Below are 21,030 nucleotides of genomic sequence, written 5' to 3' on the forward strand. Positions count from 1 at the left end.
CCGGTCACATCCGCACGAAGGGCGTGGCGTTCGCCGCCATCCGCTTGAGGCACTGGGCCGGCGGCGACGGCGTCTTGCCCGGCACCATGGCCGGAACATAAAGGATCGGCCCCGGCCCGACGGTGATCTGGGCAGCGCCGCCCTTGACGATGGTGGTCTGCGGCGCCTCGATGGTGACGATGCCGGACTTGTCCATCTGGAAGCGCGTCTGGCCGACCGTGATCACGAACTTCTCGCCGGCGGTGATCTCGAAGGTCTCGCCGACATCGATGACGCTGGTCTTGCCGACCCGCGTCTCCGCGCTCTCACCGACCGAAAGCTGGTAGGCCTTGCCGACCGAGGTCAGGAACGTCGCCCCGACATTGGTCACCTTGCTGGTCCCGACCTGCTCCACCCGCGCAATCCCGACCGTGTCGGATTTGAAGCTGCCGACCACGGTGTTCATGATCCCGGGCAGCGGGAACAGCGAGCCGGCATCGGTGCCGACGCCGGCGCCGGAGGCGGCGAGGTTGGCGCCCTGGTCGGCGCGCGGGTTGGGGCCGGCGACCACGCCTTCGCGGCTGGCGAGCCCGATCGCGCCGAGGAAGCCGAGGGCCGAGGAGGCGAGCGTGGTGGCGAAGCTGGCCAGCCCCGTGCCGCTCACCCCCGCGATCTGCCCGGCCTGCTGCAAGAGGCCCGCGGTCTGGCCGGCCAGCCCGGCCACCGGCCCCAGCAGGGCGAGCGCCCCCGCCCCGGTGCCGCCGACCGTCAGGTTCATCGAGCCGCCGATCTCGTGCTTCTGGTTGCCGCCCACCTCCACCGCCCGGTGGGCGCCGATCGAGGCCACCTCGTTCGCATCGATCCGCTTGGTGCGGTTGTTCAGCACCCGCTCGGTCCGGTCGCGCTGCGCGTGCAGGAACAGGTTCTCGCGGCCGGCATCGTCCTCGAAGGAGATCTCGTTGAAGCCCGTGCCCTTGTGCGTGTTCGAGCGCAGCACGGTCTTGGTCTTGTTGTCCGGCAGCGCATAGGGGACATAGGTGTCCGGGTTCGGCACCACGCCGACCACCATCGGCTTGTCCGGATCGCCCTCGTAATAGGCGACCAGCACCTCCATGCCGATGCGCGGGATGGTCTGGGCGCCCCAGCTGCGGCCGCCCCAGGGCTGGCTGACCCGCAGCCAGCAGCTGTCGCCATCCCTCCCCTTGGCCCGCCGGTCCCAGGGGAAGCGCACCTGGATGCGGCCGTACTGGTCGGTCCAGATCTCCTCGCCCGGCGGCCCTACCACCACCGCCGACTGCACCCCGTCGATCCGCGGATGCGGCGTCGTCTGCTGCGGCACCCAGCGCGTCTTCGCCGGCACCACGACAAAGCCGTTCTCGTAGGTGGGCGCCCCCTGCTCGCCGCCGCCCTGGACATAGGTCGTGTCCTCCGCCCGGTGCCGCACCGACACCACCGCGTAATCCCCGTTCTCCGCCTTCAGCGGATGGCCGAACAGGCGGAAGCGCTGGCCCGGATGGATCCGCCGGTTGCCGCTTTCCGCCTCGATCGTCTCGAACCCGGCCTCGTGCGTCTCGATCCGCCGCCGGGTCACGTGGTCGGCCCGGTCACGCTCCAGGAACCGGCCGCCCCAGCGGTAGATCTCGAACGGCTCGTTGCTCGTGATCGGCGCGGTCGAGGGCTGGTCCCGGCTCACCGGCGCGCCCGGCGTCTCGAAGTTCCACTCGGCCTCGGCCACCCGCCCCGGCTTGAAGGCGTAGCGCCGGGTCCAGGCCTTGATGTCGTTCAGGTCCGTGCCGGTCGAGGTGTAGCGGATCTCCGGTTCCTCCCCCGGCGTCCAGGCATGGGCGCCGTCGGACACCACCAGCACCTGCCGCGGCGCGGCCCCGTCCTCGCCGGGCTCGTGCCGGAACCACCAGGCCCAGCCCTCCTCCTCCAGCAGCCGGAAGATGAAATCGAGGTCGGTCTCGTTGTACTGCACGCAGTAGCCGCGCACCGCCTTCGGTCCGGTGACCGGGGCGAAGTCCCAGTCGCGGATGCCGGCCTCCTGGAAGATCGTCTCCAGGATCTGCAGCGTGGTCTGGTTCTGGAAGATCCGGCAGTCGGCGGTGTGGCCGAACAGCCAGAGCCAGGGATGCGTGGTCAGGGTGTAGCTGCGCATCCCGTCGCCGAGGGCGTGCCCGACCTCCAGCGCCCCGACCACGCCGGACCAGCTGCGCCGCGCGCCGCCCGGCAGCTCGAGGGTCCAGGAGATCTGACGGCCGACCAGCTCGTCCGGCTTGACGTCCTGCCGCTTCGAGCGGACCCGCAATCGGAAGGTGAAGAGCGAGCAGACCGCCTCCTCCCCCTCCATCGCCTCGAGCAGGAACACATCCTCGCCGAGGGGCGTCCGGATCGCCAGCAGGCGCCCGGACTGGGTGAGAGAACCGACATAGTCGTAAGGCGACATCGGCCAGATCTTCCCAAATCCTTCCCAGGCTGGGACGGCCCGCTCAATTTGGAGCAAATTCCCAGCAACCGCATCATACCGAAGCGGCGCCGGATGACTATCGCGTTTCAATGAAAATGAAGGGGGCGATCCGGCCCACGCGGCGGCAGGCCGGATCGCCCCCTGTGCGGCGGCTGCGGGGCCGGTCACCCCATCCGCAGCACGATCTTGCCGAACGGCCCGCGGTCCAGGTGGTCGAGCGCGGCCGGCAGATCGGCGAAGCCGTATTCGGCGCCGATCGCGGGCTCAAGGCCGGTGCGGTCGACCGCGCGCACCAGATCCTCCAGCCCGCGGCGGTGGCCGACCGAGATGCCCTGGATCACCGCCTGCTTCATCATCATCGGGACGGTCGGGGCGGAGAAGGCGAAGCCCTCGAGCAGCCCGATCAGGGCGACGCGCCCGCCCTGGGCCACGGCTTCCGCCGTCTGCGCCATGTCGCCGCCGGCGATCTCCAGGACATGGTCGGCGCCGCGGCCGCCGGTCAGGTCGCGCACCACCCTCCCCCATTCCGGTGTCGCGCGGCGGTCGATGCCGTGGGCCGCGCCGAGCGCCCTGGCCCGCTCCAGCTTGGCGGCATCGCCGGAGATTACGATCGCCTCGGCGCCATGGGCGCGGGCCAACTGCAGCCCAAACAGCGCCACGCCGCCGGTGCCCTGCACCACCACCGTCTCGCCGGCGCGCAGGCGGCCGGTCTCGACCAGGGCGAACCAGGCGGTCAGCCCGGCGCAGGGCAGCGTGCTGGCGGCCGCGTCGTCCAGCGTCCGCGGCGCGGCCGCCGCCCACTCCTCCGGCAGCACCACGTATTCCGACAGGACGCCCGGCAGCGGCCCGCCCAGCGCCGCCCGCGGCCCGGCGGCGAGCCCGTCGATCCAGCCCGGCCAGAAGGTGCCGAGCACCCGGTCGCCCGCCGCGAAGCGGGTGGCGCCGGCCCCGGTCTCGACCACCGTTCCCGCCATGTCGGAGCCCGGCGTGAACGGGAAGTCCAGCGCCATCCCCATGCCGTCCGCGACGACCAGCCTGTCCCGATAGTTCAGCGACACCGCCCCGACCCTGACCAGGATCTCGCCTGGACCCGGCCGCGGCACCGCCACCTCGACCAGGCTCAGGCCGTCGCGCCCCGGCCGGGACATCTGCCACCGCTTCATGCTGTCGCTCGTCATTGCTGCAATCCCTTGCTCGCCTCGCGGGCAGGGCGACGATAATCGGGACCAGTGGTCCCTTGTGGCGACGAGTTTTCCCGTTACTGTAGAACCATGAGAACCAATCGGGCGCCATGATCGACCGGCTCGACGGCATCAGCCTGTTCGTCCAGGTCGCGGAGGCCGGCAGCTTCGCTCTGGCCGGCGACCGCATCGGCCTGTCCCGCTCGGCCGTCGGCAAGGGCATCGCCCGGCTGGAGGCCCGGCTGGGCACGCGGCTGTTCCACCGCACCACCCGCAGCCAGAGCCTGACCGAGGCGGGCCAGGCCTTCTACGAGCGCTGCCGCCGGATCCTCGCCGAGCTGGAGGCGGCGGAGGCCGATCTCGACGGCGGCCGGTCGGCCCCGTCCGGACGGCTGAAGGTGACGGCGCCCGTGCTCGTCGGCCGCCGCTGCGTCGCGCCGGTGCTGCTCGACCTCGTCCGCCGGCACCCGGTGCTGCGGCTGGAGATGTCGTTCACCGACCGTCCGGCGGACCTGGTGGAGGACGGCTTCGACCTCGCGGTCCGCGTCGGCCCGCTGCCGGATGTCGCCGGGCTCGCGGCGCGGCCGGTCGGGCGCATCACCGCGGCCATCTGCGCCGCGCCCGCCTATCTGGAACGGCACGGCACGCCGCGCACCCTGGAGGATCTGCCCGGCCACGCGCTTCTGGTCTACGGCCGGGCCGGAAGGCTGACGCCCTGGCGCTTCCCGGAGCCGGACGGCCGGCTGCGCGACCTGGCGGTGGACGGGCCGGTCCGCTTCGACGACCTGGAGGCGATCGCCGACGCGGCGGAGGCCGGCGCCGGCGTCACCTGGCTGCCCTGCTGGCTGATCGCCGACCGGCTGCGCGACGGCCGGCTGGTCCGCCTCTTCCCGGACCGGCCCGGCTTCACCTTCGACGTCCACGCGCTGTGGCCGCAGGGCCGATACCTGCCGTCGAAGACCCGCGCCGCCATCGACGCGCTGGCGGCGCGGCTGCCGGCGATGCTGGCGGCGGGGTGAAGGCGCGGCTCTCGGCCTGGATTTGGCTCTCCTTCCAGAGACCCGCATCCGTATTCCCTGTCTTATCGCGGGGGCTACGCCATCGTCCCCCGTTTCCTGGGGGGTTGAGGTGCCCACGCCGGTCCGAGACACTGTCCCGGCCCGAGACGACAGAACGTTCGGCCGCGGCAGCGCCTCCCTGCGGGGATCGCGCTGCACAACCGGATCGCAGCGGGCTGGCCGGATCTCGACGCTTCACGGAGTGGCCGTACCCCGCGGAGATCTGCGGCCAGCCACCTCCCCGGAAGGAATCAAGGAGTATTCCATGGCGATCATCAATGGCGACAGGGCCGGCATTCCGGTCAATGACATGCTGACTGGCACATCGGGCAGCGACACGATCAATGGCCTCCGCGCCAACGATACGCTGTCCGGTGCCGGCGGCGACGACATCCTGAACGGCGGTGACGGCAACGATCTGCTGCGCGGCGGCGCCGGCGCCGACACGCTGAATGGTGGCAACGGCATCGACACGGCCGACTATTCCGCCAGCACGACGGGCGTCATCATCAGGATCGGCGCAATCGGCGGAGGCAGCGGCGGCGAGGCGGATTTCGACACGGTCGGCTTCGACGTCGAGAACATCCGCGGCTCCGCCGCCTTCGCCGACCGGCTGACCGGCTCGGAAGCGGCCAATATCCTGTGGGGCTTCGAAGGCGGTGACGAACTGAACGGGTTGGACGGCAACGACACGCTCGACGGCGGCGGCGGCAACGACAAGCTCGACGGCGGGGTCGGGGCTGACCGGCTGATCGGCGGCAGCGGCGCCGACACCGCCATCTACTTCGGCGACCTCGGCGTCGAAGTCGATCTGCGCACCGGCATCGGCCGGGGCGGCGATGCCGAGGGCGACACCTTGTCCGGCATCGAGAATGTCGAGGGCACCGGCAACAACGACACCCTGGTCGGGTCGGACGTCGGCAACCGGCTTGTCGGGTTCCGAGGCGCCGACACCATCCTCGGCCATGGCGGAAACGATATCCTGATCGGCGGCTTCTCCGTGCTGATCAACCCCGACATCGCCGATCATCTGGACGGCGGCGCCGGCAATGATTTCCTGGATGGGAGCGACGGGGACGATGTGCTGATCGGCGGCTCAGAAGACGACCGGATCGTCTCCGGTTTCGGCGACGACCGGGCCCGCGGCGATTCCGGCGTGGACCAGATCTTCGGCGACGACGGCGACGACACCCTCTCCGGCGGCCTCGGCAACGACAGGCTCGAGGGCGGAGACGACGCCGACGTGCTGTCGGGTGACTCCGGCGCCGATACGCTCTCGGGCGGCGACGGCGACGACACGCTGTTCGGGGCCAGCGCCACCGGCGACGAAGCCGGCGGCGACTCGCTGGACGGCGGATTCGGCAACGACACGCTCCACGGTGGCGGCGGCAGCGACGTGCTGCGTGGTGGCGACGGGGCCGACCGCCTGGACGGCGGCGGCGGCATCGACACGGTGACCTACAGCGAGGACGAAGGCGGGGTGACGGTCAATCTGGCGACGCGGATCGGAGCCGGCGGCGCCCAGGGCGATACCTTCACCGGCATCGAGAACGTCTCGGGCGGGCAAGGCAGCGATAGCCTGATCGGCGACGCGGCCGCCAACACCCTGACCGGGCTGAACGGCAACGACACGCTCCGCGGCGGCGCCGGGGCCGACCGGCTGGACGGCGGCTCCGGCGTCGACGCGATCACCTACACCGACGGCAGTCTCGGCGTCACCGTCAACCTCAGCACGGCGCGGGGCGCGGGCGGTGCCGCCCAGGGCGACACCTATGCCGGGATCGAGAACGTCAACGGCTCGCTCGGCGCCGACACCATCGCGGGCAATGGCTTGGCCAATGTGCTGAACGGCTGGGCCGGCAAGGACGTGCTGAGCGGGCTGGCCGGCGCCGACCGCTTCGTGGTCTCGGCGGTCAGCCACAGCGCGGTCGGGGCCAATGCCGATCGGATCACCGACTTCTCCCATGCCCAGGCTGACCGTATCGATCTCTCGGCGATCGACGCCAGCACCGCCGCAGCCGGCAACCAGTCCTTCAAGTTCATCGGCACCGCGGCCTATCACCGGGTCGCCGGCGAGCTGCGCTTCGTCATCTCGGGTAACGACACGGTCATCGGCGGCGACATCAACGGCGACGGCGTATCGGACTTTCACCTGGTCCTGACTGGCCGCATCGCGCTCCAGGCCACCGACTTCATGCTCTGACGCGGGCTGTCACGGGCCCATGCGAGGACGCCCGGCAGTGAGCGTCCTCGCTTCGCGTTCGGCGCCCCGCCTGATTGACGGGTCACGCCTCCGTCGGCTTCGGCGCCACATCGGCCGCGCCCTCGGCATGGTGGTCGGCGGCGAGGACCATGTAGACCGCCGGCACGACGAACAGGGTGAAGATCGTGCCGATGGTCAGGCCGCTGGCGATCACCAGCCCCATGTTGAAGCGCGACACCGCGCCGGCGCCCGTCGCCAGGATCAGCGGCACCACGCCCAGCACCATCGCCCCGGTGGTCATCAGGATCGGGCGCAGGCGGATCGAGGCGGCGCCTTCGATCGCCTCGCGCTTGCTGCGGCCCGCCTTCTGCAGGCTGTTGGCGACCTCGACGATCAGGATGCCGTGCTTGCTGATCAGCCCCATCAGCGTGACCAGGCCGACCTGAGTGTAGATGTTCATGGTGGCGCCGCCGACGCCGACGCTGATGAAGGCCAGCGCGCCGGCGATCGACATCGGCACCGAGACCAGGATGATCAACGGGTCGCGGAAGCTGTTGAACTGGGCCGACAGCGCCAGGAAGATGATGACCAACGCCAGCGCGAACATCTGCACCAAGCCGCTCGATTCCTGCACCGCCTGGCGCGACTGGCCGCCATAGTCGACGGTGTAGCCCGGCGGCAGCGTCTTCGCCGCCAGCTCGTTCAGCGCCTGCAGCGCCTGGCCGGTCGAGACGCCCGGCGCCGGCACGCCGGAGATGGTGGCGGAGTTGAGCTGCTGGAAATGCGAGATCGAACGCGGCGCTGCCTCCCGCTCGATCGTGGCGATGGACGAGAGCGGGATCTGGGTGCCGTCCACCGCCGTGACCGGGTAATCCAGGATCTGGTCGGTGGTCAGGCGCGAGCGCTGCTGCACCTGCGGGATCACCTGGTAGGACCGGCCGTCGATGCTGAAATAGTTGACGTAGCCGCCGCCGAGGATGGCGGCCAACGCGTTGCCGACGTCGCTCATGGTCAGGCCCAGCTGGGCCGCCTTGTCGCGGTCGATCCTGATCTCGGCCTGCGGTTTGTCGATCTGCAGGTCGCGGGTCAGGAACACGAACAGGCCGGTCTTCTGCGCCGCCTGCTGGAAAGCGTTGGCGACGTCGTTCAGCTCCCGGAAGCCGCCGGTGGTGCCGATCGCGAACTGGATCGGCAGGCCGTTGCTGCCCGGCAGCGGCGCCGGCTGGAAGGCCACGCTCTGGGCCGCGGCGATCCTGGCGATGTCCTGCTGCAGCAGCGCCTGCAGGGTGTCCGCGGTGCGCTCGCGCTGGTCCCAGGGCTTCAGCACCTGGACGGCGATCGAGGTGGCGGCGGAATCGATGCCGAGGGTGTGGTCGGTCTCGGGATAGGCCCGCATCGCCTGGGCCACCTGGTCGGAGCTGGAGGCCTTCTGCGCCAGCGTCGCCTGCGGCGGGTTGGTGGTCGAGACCAGCACCGCGCCCTGGTCCTCGTTCGGCGCCAGCTCGGACTGGGCTTCGGCGTAGAGGAAATAGATGCTGCCGAGGACGATGGCGGCGAAGACCAGCGTCACCGGCACCGTGTTCAGGCTGCCGTGCAGCAGGCGCTGATAGGGCCGCCGGATGCTCTCGAAGCAGCGGTCGATGAAGTCCGACAGCCGCTCCTCCCAGCCGCTGCGGTCGGCGAGATGGGCCTTGAGGATGCGCGAGCACATCATCGGCGTCAGGGTCAGCGCCACGATCATCGAGACGGTGACGGCGCCGACCAGGGTGAAGGCGAATTCGGTGAACAGCGCGCCGGTCAGCCCGCCCTGGAAGCCGATGGGGACATAGACCGCGACCAGCACCACCGTCATGGCGATGATCGGCCCGACCAGCTCGCGCGCCGCGTCGATCGCCGCCTGCAGCGGCATCGCCCCCTCCTCGATATGCCGGTTGACGTTCTCGACCACGATGATGGCGTCGTCCACCACCAGGCCGATCGCCAGCACCAGCGCCAGCAAGGTCAAGAGGTTGATGGAGAAGCCGAAGACCAGCATCATCGCGAAGGTGCCGACCAGCGACAGCGGGATCGCCACCACCGGGATGAAGACCGAGCGAGGCGAGCCGAGGAAGGCGAAGACCACCAGCACCACGATCGCCAGCGCCTCGACCAGGCTGGCCACCACCTCCTCGATCGAGCTGGTGACGAAGGCGCTGGAATCATAGATCACGGTGGCGTGCAGCCCGTTCGGCAGCTGCGCCTCGATCCCCGGCAGGGCCGCCTTCACGCCGGCGACGACGTCGAGCAGGTTGGCCGTCGGCGCCACCTGGATGCCGATGAAGACGCCGGTGTTGCCGTCGACCGTGGACCGGCTCTCGTAATCCTGGGCGCCGAGCACGACCTGGCCGAGGTCCTTCAGCCGGATCACGGCGCCGCCCGACTGCTTCACCACCAGGTTCTTGAACTGCTCGACGTCGTGCAGATCGGTCGAGGCGGTGAGCGTGACCTGGGTCATCGTGCCCTTGGTGGTGCCGATGCCGGAGATGTAGTTGTTGTTGCTGAGCGCTGTGTAGACGTCGGTGGCCGTGAGGCCGTAGCCGGCCAGCTTGTCGGGGTCGAGCCAGACCCGGAGCGCGAACACCTTCGGGCCCAGCAGCTCCGCCGTCTGCACCCCCTGCACCGCCTGCAGCTTGGGCTGGACCACGCGGGTCAGGTAGTCGGTGATCTGGTTCGCCGCCAGCACGTCCGAGTAGAAGCCGATGTACATGGCGTCGATGGTCTGGCCGACCGAGAGCGTGATGGTCGGCTGCTGCGCGCCCGAGGGCAGCTGGTTCAGGACCGAGTTGACCTTGGTGTTGATCTCGGTCACCGCGGCGTCGGCGCTGTAGTTCAGCCGCAGGTTGACGGTGATGGTCGAGGTGCCGCTGGTCGAGGTCGAGGTCATGTAGTCGATGCCGTTCGCCTGGGCGATGGCATTCTCCAGCGGCGTGGTGATGAAGCCGGCGACCACGTCCGGGTCGGCGCCGTAATAGGTCGTGGTCACGGTCACGACCGCGTTCTCGGTCTTCGGATACTGCCGCACCGTCAGCGAGCGGTAGGACTGCCAGCCGATGACCACGATCAGGGCGCTGACCACCAGCGCCAGCACCGGGCGGCGGATGAAGATGTCGGTGACATTCATGGCGCCGCCCTCAGCTCGGATCCGCGACGGACGGGTTCGGGTCGTTCGGCGGGGTCACTGCATTGTTGATCACGATCGGCGAGCCGTTCTGCAGCTTGAGCTGGCCGGAGGTGACGACGGTGGCGCCCTCCTCCACCCCCTTGGCCACCGCGACCTGGTCGCCGCGGGTGCCGGCGGTGGTGACGAAGATCTGCTGCACGGTCTGGTTCGGCGCGGTGCCGGAGACGACATAGGCGATGTCGCCATAGGGGTTGGAGACGATCGCCGTCGCCGGCAGGGTGACGTAGCGCTGCGGCTGCCCGACCGCGACCGCGGCCTTGGCGAACATGCCCGGCGCCAGCATACGGTCCGGGTTGGCGAAGCTGGCCCGGACCGTCAGGCTGCGGGTGGTGCTGTCGACCAGCGGGCTGATCGCGGTGATCGTCCCGTCGAAGCTGCGGTCGGGATACGCGTCGACCGTCGCCGTCACCGGCTGCCCGACCTTGAGCCTGGCCAGCGCCTGCTGCGGCAGGGTGAAGTCGAACAGGATCGGGTCCTGCGACTGCAGGGTGACGATTTCAGTGCCAGCAGAGAGATACTGGCCGAGATCGACCTGGCGCACGCCGAGCCGACCGGCGAAGGGCGCCCTGACCGTCTTCTTGTCGATCAGCGCCTGCTGCGCCGCCACCTGGGCCTGCGCCTGCTTCAGCGTGGCGAGGTCGCTGTCGACCGTGGCCTGGCTGACGCCCTGGGCCCTGAGCTGGCGCAGGTCGCGGTCATAGGTGACCTGCGCGTTCTCCGCCGCCGCCTGGTACTGCCGCAGCGTCGCCAGGTCCTCCTCGGCGCGGAGCTGCAGCAGCGGCGTGCCGGCCGCGACCTCCTGGCCGTCCTGGAAGCTGATGGCCTCGACGATGCCCGAGACCTCGGAGGACAGCGAGGCGCCGTTCACCGCCCGGAAGCTGCCCACCGCCTCCAGCCGCTCCTGCCATTCGCTCGCCGTCGCGGTGGTGGTCGAGACGGTCTGGGGCGGGTTGCTGCGGGCGGCGATCGCCTGCGCGATCATCCGGCTCTTGAAGGCCTGGAATCCGAAGATCCCGCCCAGGATCGCGCCGATCGCGATCAGCATGACCACCATGCGGATGATCAGCGAAGCCGTTCTGCTCTTGGCCATGATGTCGTCCGTCAGTCGGGCAGGCTGGGGGTCGGCTGGAACTTCGCCGCGACCACGTCGGTGCGGTTCCACCAGCCGCCGCCGAGCGCCTGGTACAGCGCCGCGGTGTCGCTGAGCCGCGCCGCCTGCGCCTGGATGCGGCTGAGCCGGGCGTTCAGCAGGTTGGTCTGGGCGGTCAGGACCGTGGTGTAGGTGGTGGCGCCGGCCTGGTACTGGCTGCGCGCGATGTCGAGGCTGCGCTGGGCCGCCCGCTCCGCCGCCAGCTGCGCCTTCAGCGTGTCGGCGTCGTACTGGATGGCGTGCAGCGCGTCGGCCACGTCCTGGAACGCCGACAGCACGGTGCCGCGGTACTGCGCCGCCGCCTGGTCGAAGCCGGCCTCGGCGGCACGCTTGTCGTGCAGCAGCGTGCCACCGTCGAAGATCGTCTGCACGATCTTGCCGGCCAGGTTCCAGGCCACGGTGCCGGGCGAGAACAGGTCGCCGAAGCTGTTGGCGCCGCTGCCGTAGCTGGCGCTGAGCGTGATCTGCGGCAGCATGTTGGCGACGGCGACGCCAATCTTGGCGCTGGCCGCGTGCAGCTGCGCCTCGGAGGAGCGGATGTCCGGCCGCTGCTCGACCAGCTTCGATGGCAGGCTGAGCGGCAGGTCGGCCGGCAGGGTCAGCGAGGTCAGCTCGAAATCGTCGCCGGAGATCTCGCTGGGGAAGCGGCCGAGATAGACGGCCAGCTGGTTGCGCTGCTGCGCCAGCTGCTTCTGCAGCGGCGGCAGCAGCGCCTCGTCCTGCGCCACCGTGGCCTGCTGCGCCGCCACGTCGGCCTGCGAGACGCCGCCGAGCGCGAATTGCTGCTGCAGGATGGCGAGATAGGCGCGCTCGGTCCGGATGATCTCCTCGGTCGCCGCGATCTGGGCCCTGAGCGACGCTTCCTGGATCGCCGCCGTCACCACGTTGCTGGCGATGGTGAGGGTGCTGGCCTCGAGCTGGAAGCGCTGGTAGTCGGCCGTGGCCTGCAGCGATTCGATGTTGCGCCGGGTGCCGCCGAACACGTCGAGGTCGTAGGACACGTCGACCGACGCGTTGTAGAGGTTGTAGACCGAGGTCACGGTCCGGGACCCGCCGGTCGCGGTCGAGACGGTGGTGTTGCTCTGCTCCCGCGTGCCGGAGCCGGAGGCGCTGACAGTCGGGAACAGCCCACCCTGCCCGGCCGCCACATTCTCCTGCGCCTGGCGCAGCGCGGCCTGGGCCGACTGGATGTCGAGATTGGCCTTCAGCGCCTCGGCCACCAGCCGGTTCAGCGTGTCGGAGCGGAACACCCGCCACCAGTCGCCCGGGATGTCGCGGCCGTTGCGGATGGTCTGCGCCGCCCCGCCGGAGACATCGGCCGAGGCGGTCTGCGCCAGCGGCGTTCCGGGCGTGTACTGGCCGACGCCGGGCGCGTCCGGACGCTTGAAGTCGGGGCCGACCGCGCAGCCCGCCAGGATCAGGGCAGCCGTGGTCAGGGCGGGCAGCGGCGCGATGCCCCGCAGCAGATGGTTCTTCACGATGACCGGCAGTGTTGGGGAGGAGAGAAAACCATCGGGCCGGCCCGGGCGTGGGGGGAGAACCGGGCCGGCCCGACCGGTCCGTCAGCCGGCGTCGGGCGCCGGGCGCTCGGCCTCAGGCTCGAAGCGCTGGTCCTGCGGACCGGGACCAGGGAGGGGGCGCGGCGGCGGTCCCATGCGCCGCTCGGCCTGCTGCAGCAGGGCGATCTGCTCCGGCGTCAGCTTGCCGCGCAGGGTCTCGATCGCCGATTTCAGCCTCTCCGCCGCCTGGGCGCGGGCGATGGCGGAGTCGGCCAGGTGCTCGGCCCGGTCGAACGCCTCGGGGGCCTTGCCCGGGCCGTCGGCGGAAGGCCGGGGCGGCATCGGCGGCTCCAAGACGGCCAGGAGGGCGCTGGTGTAGTCGCGCCAGGCGTCGAGCTGGTCGGCACGGATGCCGATCAGGGTCTCGAGCCCCGCCAGGTCGCGCGCCAGCTTCATCTGGAAATCCGGCCGGCGGTGCCAGCCGGGGCCGGGCCGATCCGGACCGGGGCCGCCCATGCCGCCGAGGCCCGGCGGCATGGCGTTCGGCGCCGGGCCGTGGATCGCATTGGCGTTGCCGGGATCGGCCAGGGCGACGCCGCCCGGGCTCGCCACCGTGCCGAGGGTCAGGCCGATGACACCGGCCGTCGCGACACCGATGATGGCGACAGTGGACCTCATCGAGAGCCTCGCTCGTGGTTGCTGTGACGCGGCGAAGCTAGGCGCGGCGTGTTTCTGCCTTTCGTCCGCCTGTTGCCGAACGTGAACCGCCGGAGGAAATTGGTTTCCCAACATTGCCGGCCGGCGATCGGCAATACTCCGTTGCAGAAAATCCGTCGCGCCCCGTCATCCGCGCCGTAAAACCCCAGGCAACAAACTCGAAAACCGCGCCATCGATGCAGACGTCTCCCCATATCCTTGTCGTCGACGACGATCCCGAGATCCGTCGTCTGCTCGGCCGTTATCTCGACGGCCAGAACTTCCGCGTCAGCCTGGCCGCCGACCGGCGCGAATGCGAGGAGCGGCTGGCGGCGGGCCGGATCGACCTCCTGGTGCTCGACGTCATGCTGCCCGACGGCTCCGGCCTCGAGATCTGCCGCGAGCTGAGCCGACGCAAGCCGCATCTGCCGGTGATCCTCCTGACCGCGCTGAAGGAGGATGTCGACCGCATCATCGGCCTCGAGATCGGCGCCGACGACTATCTCGGCAAGCCGTTCAACCCGCGCGAGCTGGTGGCGCGGATCCGTGCCGTGCTGCGCCGGGCCGCGACGACCCTGCCGGAGGAAGCGCCGCCGCCCGGCCGCTACCGCTTCGCCGGCTTCACCGCCGATCCCGCCACCCGGCGCATCGTCGACGAGGCCGGCGAGGAGGTGATCCTGACCGGCGCCGAGTTCGAACTGCTGCTGGCCTTCCTGGAGCGGCCGGGCCGGATCCTGTCGCGCGACCAGCTGCTGGACCTGACCCAGGGCCGCGAGGCGGAGCCGCTGGACCGGTCGATCGACGTGCTGGTCAGTCGGCTGCGCCGCAAGCTGGGCGACGGCGGCCGGTTCCAGCTGTTCAAGACGGTGCGCAACGGCGGCTACCAGCTCGCCGTTCCGGTCGAGCAGATGGGAGGGCCGGCATGAACACGCTGCGCGCCCGCATCATCCTGCTGCTGGCGGTCGCCATCGTCGCGGTTGTCGGCATCGCCAGCTTCGTCGCCCTGCTGCTGCTGCGCGAGCCCTCGCCGTCCCGCACCGTCGAACCCTTCGCCCGGCAGATCCAGTTGATCGCCGACCTGGTCGAGAACGGCATCGGGCCGGCCGACAACCCCGGGCGGGCGGCCGATTTCGAGCTGCATCCGACGCGCGCGCCCGGCGAGCCGGATCCGCGCGGGAGCGAGCTGCTGCAGGACGCCATGCGCGCCACGGGCCCTGCCCTGCCGGTGCAGGTGACCCACGGTGCCCAGGACGGACGGGCGATCCTGTCGGTGCAGATCGACCCAAAGCGCTGGCTGTGGCTGCCGATGCCCGACCTGCCGATCCCGCAGGGCGTGCCGCTGGCCTTCGCCGGCTGGATGCTGCTGCTGGTGCTGGGGGCGATCGGCATCGCCGCGGTCGCCGCCGACCGGGTGGTCCGGCCCCTGGCCCTGCTGGAAGGCACCATCGCCCGGATCGGCCCGGACGGCACGCTGCCCGAGCTGCCGGAGACCGGATCGGCCGAGATGAAGACCACGGCGCGGACGCTGAACCGCCTGTCGGCCCGGCTGGGCGCGGCGATGGAGAGCCGGATGCGCCTGGTCGCCGCCGCCGGGCACGACCTGCGCACGCCGATGACCCGGATGCGGCTGCGCGCCGAGTTCCTCCCGGAGGAGGAGCGCGACGCCTGGCTGCGCGACCTCGACGAGCTCGACCGCATCGCCGACAGCGCCATCCGGCTGGTGCGTGAGGAGGTCGAGGGCGGCGATGCCGAGCCCGTGCGGCTCGACCGGCTGGTCGAGACCGTCTGCGCCGAGCTGGCCGAGCAGGGCCTGCCGGTGACGCTGCTGCGGACGGCGCCGGCCTCGGTCAAGGCCGGGCCGCTGGCGCTGAAGCGGGCACTGCGCAACCTGGTGATCAACGCCGCCACCCATGGCCAGGGGGCCGAGGTGGCGCTGGACGCGGTATTTGACGCGTCTGGGGGCGAGGGCGAAGGCGAGGCCCGCATCACCATCACCGACCGCGGCCCGGGCATCCCGGCGGAGCTGCTGGCCCAGGTGTTCGAGCCGTTCTTCCGGGTCGACCCGGCCCGGCGCCAGACCGTGCCGGGCGCCGGGCTGGGCCTCGCCATCGCCAAGGAGATCATCGACCGCAGCGGCGGCCGGATCGAGATCGCCAACCGCACCGGAGGCGGCCTGACCCAGATCGTGACGCTGCCGCGGGAGGAGGCTTGATCCGAATATGTCACGATCAGATCCATATTGCTGATCATCGAATTCTGATAAGCTTGTGATAAGTAATAAGAAAAATTTTATTGAGATTCCCATTTTATCTTCATCTGCTTTTCATTGATGCCCGACGCGGCTTATGCCTTAATTCCTATCATCGGTGCGGGCGGCGCCGGGAGCGTTCGAGGCCTGGCGTGCCGCTCCGACACACAATGCCGCCGTTCCAGAGCCCCGGGGGAATGGAATGACCGAGCCGCAGACGGTGAGCGCCGCCCCCGAGCCGCAGAGCTTCGCGGCTCGGGCACGTCTCGCCCTTGTCCGAAGCGAGCGGCCGGTCGCCTGGGTCACCGTCGCCATCCCGGCTCTGGGAGCCTGTTCGGCGTTGGGCCTGCTGCTGTCCGGCATCGCGCCGCCCACGCTGCTGGAGATCGGGGTGACGCTCGCTCTCTATCTGATCACCGGCCTCGGCATCACCGTCGGCTTCCACCGGCTCTTCACCCACCACGCCTTCGCGGCGCCGCCGGCGATCCGGCTGGTGCTCGGCATCCTCGGCTCGATGGCCGCGCAGGGACCGCTCTTCTTCTGGGCCGCCGCCCATCGCCGGCACCACACCGGCAGCGATCGGGCCGACGACCCGCATTCGCCGCACCGGAAGGGTGAAGCCCGGCTCTCCCGGATGCGCGGCCTGCTGCATGCCCATGTCGGCTGGATGCTCGTGCCGCGCGAGGCCACGGGCTGGGGCCAGATTCCCGACCTGCTGCGCGACCGGACGGCCTTCTTCGTCAACCGCTGGTATCTCGCCTGGGTCGGGCTCGGCCTGGCCCTTCCCGCCGCGATCTCCGGGATCTGGCACGGGACCGCCGTCGCCGCGGGGCCGGGACTGCTCTGGGGCGGCCTGGTCCGCATCTTCCTGGTCCAGCACGCGACCTGGAGCGTCAATTCGCTCGGCCATGTCGCGGGACGGAAGAGCTTCACGACGCGGGACGAGAGCCGGAACAACGCCCTCGTGGCGCTGATCACGCTCGGCGAGGGCTGGCACAACAACCATCACGCCTTCCCGGCCTCGGCGCGGCACGGGCTCGGCCGGTGGGAGATCGACCCGAGCTGGCTCGCGATCCGGCTGCTCTCCCGGTTCGGCCTCACCACCGACATCAGGCTTCCCAGGCCGGAGCAGATGGAGCATCGGCGCCACGGCCGATCGTCGGAGGTCAAGGAGGAGATGCAGCGATGACGGACGTCACCGAGACGATGGATTCGATCCAGCGATGGCTGGTCGACTATGTCGCGAGGCTCCTGAAGGTCCCCGCCGGCAGCATCGATGTCGACGAGCAGCTGGTCTATCTCGGCGTCTCCTCGAGCCAGGCCATGACCCTCACGGCCGATCTGGAGAAGCATCTCGCCCGCCCGATCGACCCGGCGCTGCTGTGGGAATTCCCGACCATCCGCCGGCTGGCGCAGCGCCTGGGGCAGGAAACGTGACGCCGCCGGACAGCGGGAGGACGGGCACGGAGCGCCGGACATCCTTCATCGCCCCGCCTGCGGACGGCGCCCGAGGGCTCCAGCACGTCCTGCGGGAACGGGCGCGGACGACGCCGGACGCCACCGCGGCCCTGTTCCTCAGCTACCCCGACGGGCGGGAGCGACCCGAATTCCTCAGCTATGGCCGGCTCGACCGCCGCGCCGGGGCCATCGCCGCCCGGCTGCTGGAGCGGGCCGAGCCCGGCGACAGGATCCTCCTGGCCCACGATCCCGGCCTGGCCTTCGTCGAGGCGTTCTTCGGCTGCCTCTACGCCGGCCTGGCCGCGGTCCCGCTCGCACCGTCCCAGGCCCGCGATCCGGCGCGAATGGCGGCCGTTGCCAAGGACGCCGGCGCACGCCTTCTTCTCGTCACCGGCGCCCAGATCGCCCGCGCCTCCCCGCCGGAAGACTCGCGTCTGACCGTGCTGGACAGCGAGAGCCTGGCGGAGACGGACGGCCGCGCCTTCCTGGACACGCATCCGGACCGGGATCCGCTGGCCTTCCTGCAGTACACCTCGGGCACCACGGGCGCCCCGAAGGGCGTGATGGTGCGCCAGAGCAGCCTCCTGGCCAATCTCGAGCAGATCTGTGCCGCGTTCGAGATCGATGCCCGGGCCGCGGGTGTCAGCTGGCTGCCGCATTATCACGACATGGGGCTGATCGGCGGAATCCTGACGCCGATCTACACCGGCTATCCGGTCGCCCTGATGTCGCCCCTGAGCTTCCTGCAGCATCCGATCCGCTGGCTGCGGGCCATCCACCATTACGGCCGCCGCTACGGCGAGATGATCTGCGGCGGGCCCAGCTTCGCCTACCAGCACTGCGTCGAGCGGGTGCCCGAGGAGCTGCGGAGCGGCCTGGACCTGTCCTGCTGGCGCATCGCCTTCTGCGGCGCCGAACCCGTCCGGGCCGAGGCGCTGGGCCGGTTCAGCGAGACCTTCGCCGCGAACGGCTTCCGCGCATCGAGCTTCTATCCCTGCTACGGCATGGCGGAGGCGACGCTGTTTCTCAGCGGCGGCCCACCGGGTCTGGGTGCGCGCGTCGGGGATTTCGATGCCGCCGCGCTGGAGCGGGGCCTGGCCCGGCTGCACGACCCCGCCGCGGCCTCGGCCCCGCGCCGCCTGGTGGGCTGCGGCGTTCCGTGCCGCGGGACGGAGATCCGCATCGTCGACGACCGCGGGCGGGAGGTGCCGGAGGGGCGGGTCGGCGAGATCTGGGCCAGCGGCCCCGGGATCGCCTCCGGCTATTGGGGCCGGGACGAGGCGACGCGCGAGACCTTCGCCGCCACCCTGCCCCAGGCGCCCGGCAGAGCCTTCCTGCGCACGGGGGACCTCGGCTTCCTCCAGGAGGGCGAGCTGTTCATCAGCGGCCGGACCAAGGACCTGATCATCATCGCCGGCCGCAACATCGCGCCGCAGGATCTGGAGTGGACCGCCCAGGCGAGCCATCCGGCCGTCGTCCAGGCCGCCGCCTTCCCCGTTCCCCTGGCGGGGACGGAGGGCGCCGCCATGGTGGCCGAGATCGAGCGCCGCGGGACCTCGGCGGATTTCGGGGAGATCAGCGCCGCGATCCGGCGGGCGGTCGCGGCGGCCCATGACGTGCCGCTGGCGGCGCTGGCCCTGGTCCGGCCCGGCCTGCTGCCGCGGACCACCAGCGGCAAGCTGGCGCGCGGCCAGTGCCAGCGCGCCTATGCCGAGGGCCGGCTCAGCCTGCTCCATCGCTGGCAGCCCGGCATCGCGGCGACCGGTACCGGCACGGCGCTGCCCGAGACGCCCTGGCTCCTGCGCCGGGCGCCCCATCCCGGCCCCGCCCTGCGGCTGTTCTGCTTTCCCTATGGCGGCGGCAGCGCCAGCGCCTATGCCCGCTGGTTCCGGCATTTCGGCGAGGATGTCGAGGTCTGCCCGATCCTGCTGCCGGGCTGGGAATCCCGTCTCACCGAGGAGCCGATCCGGCGGATCGCCCCTCTCCTCGAACTGTTCGAGGATCTCGCGCCGAAACAGGCCGGAATCCCCTTCGCCTTCTTCGGCTTCTGCCTGGGGGCACATCTGGCCTATGCCGTCGCCCGCCATCTGCGGCGCAAGGGCCTTCCGGGGCCGGCCAGCCTGATCGTCGCGGCGAAGCACGCGCCGTCCCGGCGTCCGCGCCCGGCGGTCCCGACCCACCGGCTCGACGACCAGGCGTTCCTGGATTTCAGCCTTCGGCTGATGCAGCTTCCATCCGCGATCCTCGACAAGCCCGACGCCCTGCGACGGACGCTGCATCTGCTCCGCGCATCGGCCGAAGTCGACGAGACGATGGCGTTCGCGGAGGGACCGCCGCTCGATTGTCCGATCACGGTCATCGGCGGCCGCGAGGACTGGTGGGTGCCGATCGAGGATCTCGTGCCGTGGATCGAGGCCAGCACCGGGCCCTTCACGCTGCAGATGGTCGATGGCCCGCACAACTTCTTCTACCAGCAGCAGGACGCGATCCTGGCGCAGGTGACGCATCAATTGGCGCTGCTGAAGGCGAGCCGCGACGGCACCGCCGCACGAGGCGATGCGTCGGGAACGCCGGCATAGGGGTGACGGGCATGCTGAAATACATGAAGCCGCTCTCGTCCGAGGACCTGCCCGAGAGCTTCTTCCGGACCTACGACCATCACGCGCCGGACTGCACGCGCGAGCTGCAGACCATGGCGCGGCAGTCGCACGAGACGTGCCCGGTCTTCCGTTCCGACAGCCACGGCGGCTTCCATGTCGTCACCCGCTACGACGACATCATGGAGGTCGTGCGCAACCCGGCGGTGTTCTCGTCCCGGCGCGGCTTCGAGATCCCGGAGCATCGCGCCCCCAGCCTGATCCCGTTCCACTACGACCCGCCGGAGGCGACGGAGTACAGGCGCCTCCTCAACCCGCATTTCTCGCCCAAGGCGGTCGCGGATCTCCGCGACACGGTGCGCGCGATAGCGCTGCGTCGGATCGACGAGAAACGGCACCTTGGCCGGCTCGACGTCATCGCCGACCTGGCCCGGCCGGTCACCGCTTCGATCATCCTGACGATCATCGGCTTCGACCCGGGGCTCTGGGCCGAATACGCGGTTCCCTATCACGATCTCGTCTTTCGTCTGGTGCCGCCGGATGTCGCCTATCGGCAGCTCTATGCTCTGTCCCAGCGCATCGCCGCAGATGTCCGGCGGTTCCGGAGGGAGCCCGTTCCGGGGACGCTCCTGGCGGATCTCCTGGTCAGGGAGTTCCAGGGGCGGCCCCTCACCGACGAAGAGCTCGGCTCCATCGTTGCGACCCTGCTCAGCGCCGGATCGGAAACGGCCCAGGCCTCGATCGGCACCGCGGTCGTCTATCTCGACGAGAATCCCGACCAGCGCCGCCGTCTGCTCGACGAGCCGACGCTGATCCCGGGCGCCGTCGAGGAGTTCCTGCGGGTCCTGGCGGCACAGCCCTGCATGGCCCGCACGGTGACCGCGGACACCACGCTCAACGGCGTCGAGCTGCGGAAAGGCGACAAGGTTCTCGTGTCCTGGGCCGCCGGCAATCTCGACGGCGCCAGGTTTCCCACCCCCTTCGAGGTCGATTTCCGCCGCCATCCCAATCCGCATCTCAGCTTCGGCGCGGGGATCCATAAATGCCTCGGCATGCACCTCGCACGCATGGAGATCGCCGTGTGCCTCCAGCTGCTCCTCGAGACGCTTCCGGGCTACCGGGTGCGGCATGACCAGCTGCGCCTCGCCCCGGACTGCTCGGTCGTCTTCGGCTTCGAGAGCGTCCCGATCGAGTTCGACGTTGCGTAATGCCAGTGGCCTTTGAGATCGACTCTTCGGTCCCTTCCCCGTCATGGCGAGGCGCGAAGCGCCGTG

14 protein-coding genes are annotated in these 21,030 nt (G+C 70.5%); 8 read left to right on the forward strand and 6 right to left on the reverse strand.

Features of this window, described 5'->3' with window-relative positions:
* Window positions 1-4 precede the first annotated feature (4 nt).
* Window positions 5-2,425: a type VI secretion system Vgr family protein gene (locus G537_RS0101615; protein WP_026868636.1), complete on the reverse strand. Its 2,421-nt coding sequence runs from the start codon at window positions 2,423-2,425 to the stop codon at window positions 5-7.
* Window positions 2,426-2,610: 185 nt separating this feature from the next.
* Complete coding sequence (locus G537_RS0101620) at window positions 2,611-3,624, reverse strand: zinc-dependent alcohol dehydrogenase family protein (protein WP_034850340.1); 1,014 nt, start codon at window positions 3,622-3,624, stop codon at window positions 2,611-2,613.
* Between the two features lie 113 nt (window positions 3,625-3,737).
* Here G537_RS0101620 and G537_RS0101625 point away from each other — a divergent pair, with 113 nt between their 5' ends.
* A complete protein-coding gene (locus G537_RS0101625) occupies window positions 3,738-4,646 on the forward strand; it encodes a LysR family transcriptional regulator (protein ID WP_026868638.1) in 909 nt (302 codons plus the stop codon).
* A 304-nt stretch (window positions 4,647-4,950) separates the two neighbouring features.
* The gene (locus tag G537_RS0101630) at window positions 4,951-6,888 is read left to right on the forward strand and encodes a calcium-binding protein (protein ID WP_026868639.1); all 1,938 of its coding nucleotides are present in this window, start codon (window positions 4,951-4,953) and stop codon (window positions 6,886-6,888) included.
* A gap of 82 nt (window positions 6,889-6,970) precedes the next feature.
* Here the strand turns inward: G537_RS0101630 and G537_RS0101635 are convergent, their stop codons facing one another.
* From G537_RS0101635 to G537_RS41800, 4 genes are all read right to left on the reverse strand, one after another.
* Window positions 6,971-10,048, reverse strand: a complete 3,078-nt coding sequence (locus G537_RS0101635; RefSeq protein ID WP_026868640.1) for an efflux RND transporter permease subunit — start codon at window positions 10,046-10,048, stop codon at window positions 6,971-6,973.
* Between the two features lie 10 nt (window positions 10,049-10,058).
* On the reverse strand, window positions 10,059-11,198 hold the full coding sequence (locus G537_RS0101640; RefSeq protein WP_211230255.1) for an efflux RND transporter periplasmic adaptor subunit: 1,140 nt from the start codon (window positions 11,196-11,198) through the stop codon (window positions 10,059-10,061).
* An 11-nt stretch (window positions 11,199-11,209) separates the two neighbouring features.
* Window positions 11,210-12,736: an efflux transporter outer membrane subunit gene (locus G537_RS35870; RefSeq protein ID WP_245578867.1), complete on the reverse strand. Its 1,527-nt coding sequence runs from the start codon at window positions 12,734-12,736 to the stop codon at window positions 11,210-11,212.
* An 84-nt stretch (window positions 12,737-12,820) separates the two neighbouring features.
* Window positions 12,821-13,435: a Spy/CpxP family protein refolding chaperone gene (locus G537_RS41800; RefSeq protein ID WP_051247652.1), complete on the reverse strand. Its 615-nt coding sequence runs from the start codon at window positions 13,433-13,435 to the stop codon at window positions 12,821-12,823.
* A gap of 215 nt (window positions 13,436-13,650) precedes the next feature.
* Between G537_RS41800 and G537_RS0101655 the strand changes: the two genes are divergently transcribed.
* The 6 genes from G537_RS0101655 to G537_RS0101680 all read left to right on the forward strand — a co-directional run bounded on the left by G537_RS0101655 (window position 13,651) and on the right by G537_RS0101680 (window position 20,964).
* On the forward strand, window positions 13,651-14,379 hold the full coding sequence (locus G537_RS0101655) for a response regulator (RefSeq protein ID WP_026868642.1): 729 nt from the start codon (window positions 13,651-13,653) through the stop codon (window positions 14,377-14,379).
* Window positions 14,376-15,665, forward strand: a complete 1,290-nt coding sequence (locus G537_RS0101660; protein ID WP_026868643.1) for an ATP-binding protein — start codon at window positions 14,376-14,378, stop codon at window positions 15,663-15,665. Before G537_RS0101655 ends, G537_RS0101660 begins: the two co-directional genes overlap by 4 nt.
* A gap of 238 nt (window positions 15,666-15,903) precedes the next feature.
* Window positions 15,904-16,890 carry an acyl-CoA desaturase gene (locus G537_RS35880; protein ID WP_064742053.1) on the forward strand — a complete coding sequence of 329 codons (987 nt, stop codon included), beginning with the start codon at window positions 15,904-15,906 and terminating at the stop codon, window positions 16,888-16,890.
* Entirely contained in the window at window positions 16,887-17,138 is a 252-nt protein-coding gene (locus tag G537_RS35885; protein ID WP_051247653.1) for an acyl carrier protein, read from the forward strand. The genes G537_RS35880 and G537_RS35885 overlap by 4 nt, the downstream gene beginning before the upstream one ends.
* Window positions 17,135-19,738, forward strand: a complete 2,604-nt coding sequence (locus G537_RS41805; RefSeq protein ID WP_051247654.1) for an AMP-binding protein — start codon at window positions 17,135-17,137, stop codon at window positions 19,736-19,738. The genes G537_RS35885 and G537_RS41805 overlap by 4 nt, the downstream gene beginning before the upstream one ends.
* 11 nt (window positions 19,739-19,749) lie before the next feature.
* Entirely contained in the window at window positions 19,750-20,964 is a 1,215-nt protein-coding gene (locus tag G537_RS0101680; RefSeq protein WP_026868644.1) for a cytochrome P450, read from the forward strand.
* Window positions 20,965-21,030 lie beyond the last annotated feature (66 nt).

This window comes from Inquilinus limosus DSM 16000 (assembly GCF_000423185.1).
In the GTDB taxonomy this organism is placed as follows: domain Bacteria; phylum Pseudomonadota; class Alphaproteobacteria; order DSM-16000; family Inquilinaceae; genus Inquilinus; species Inquilinus limosus.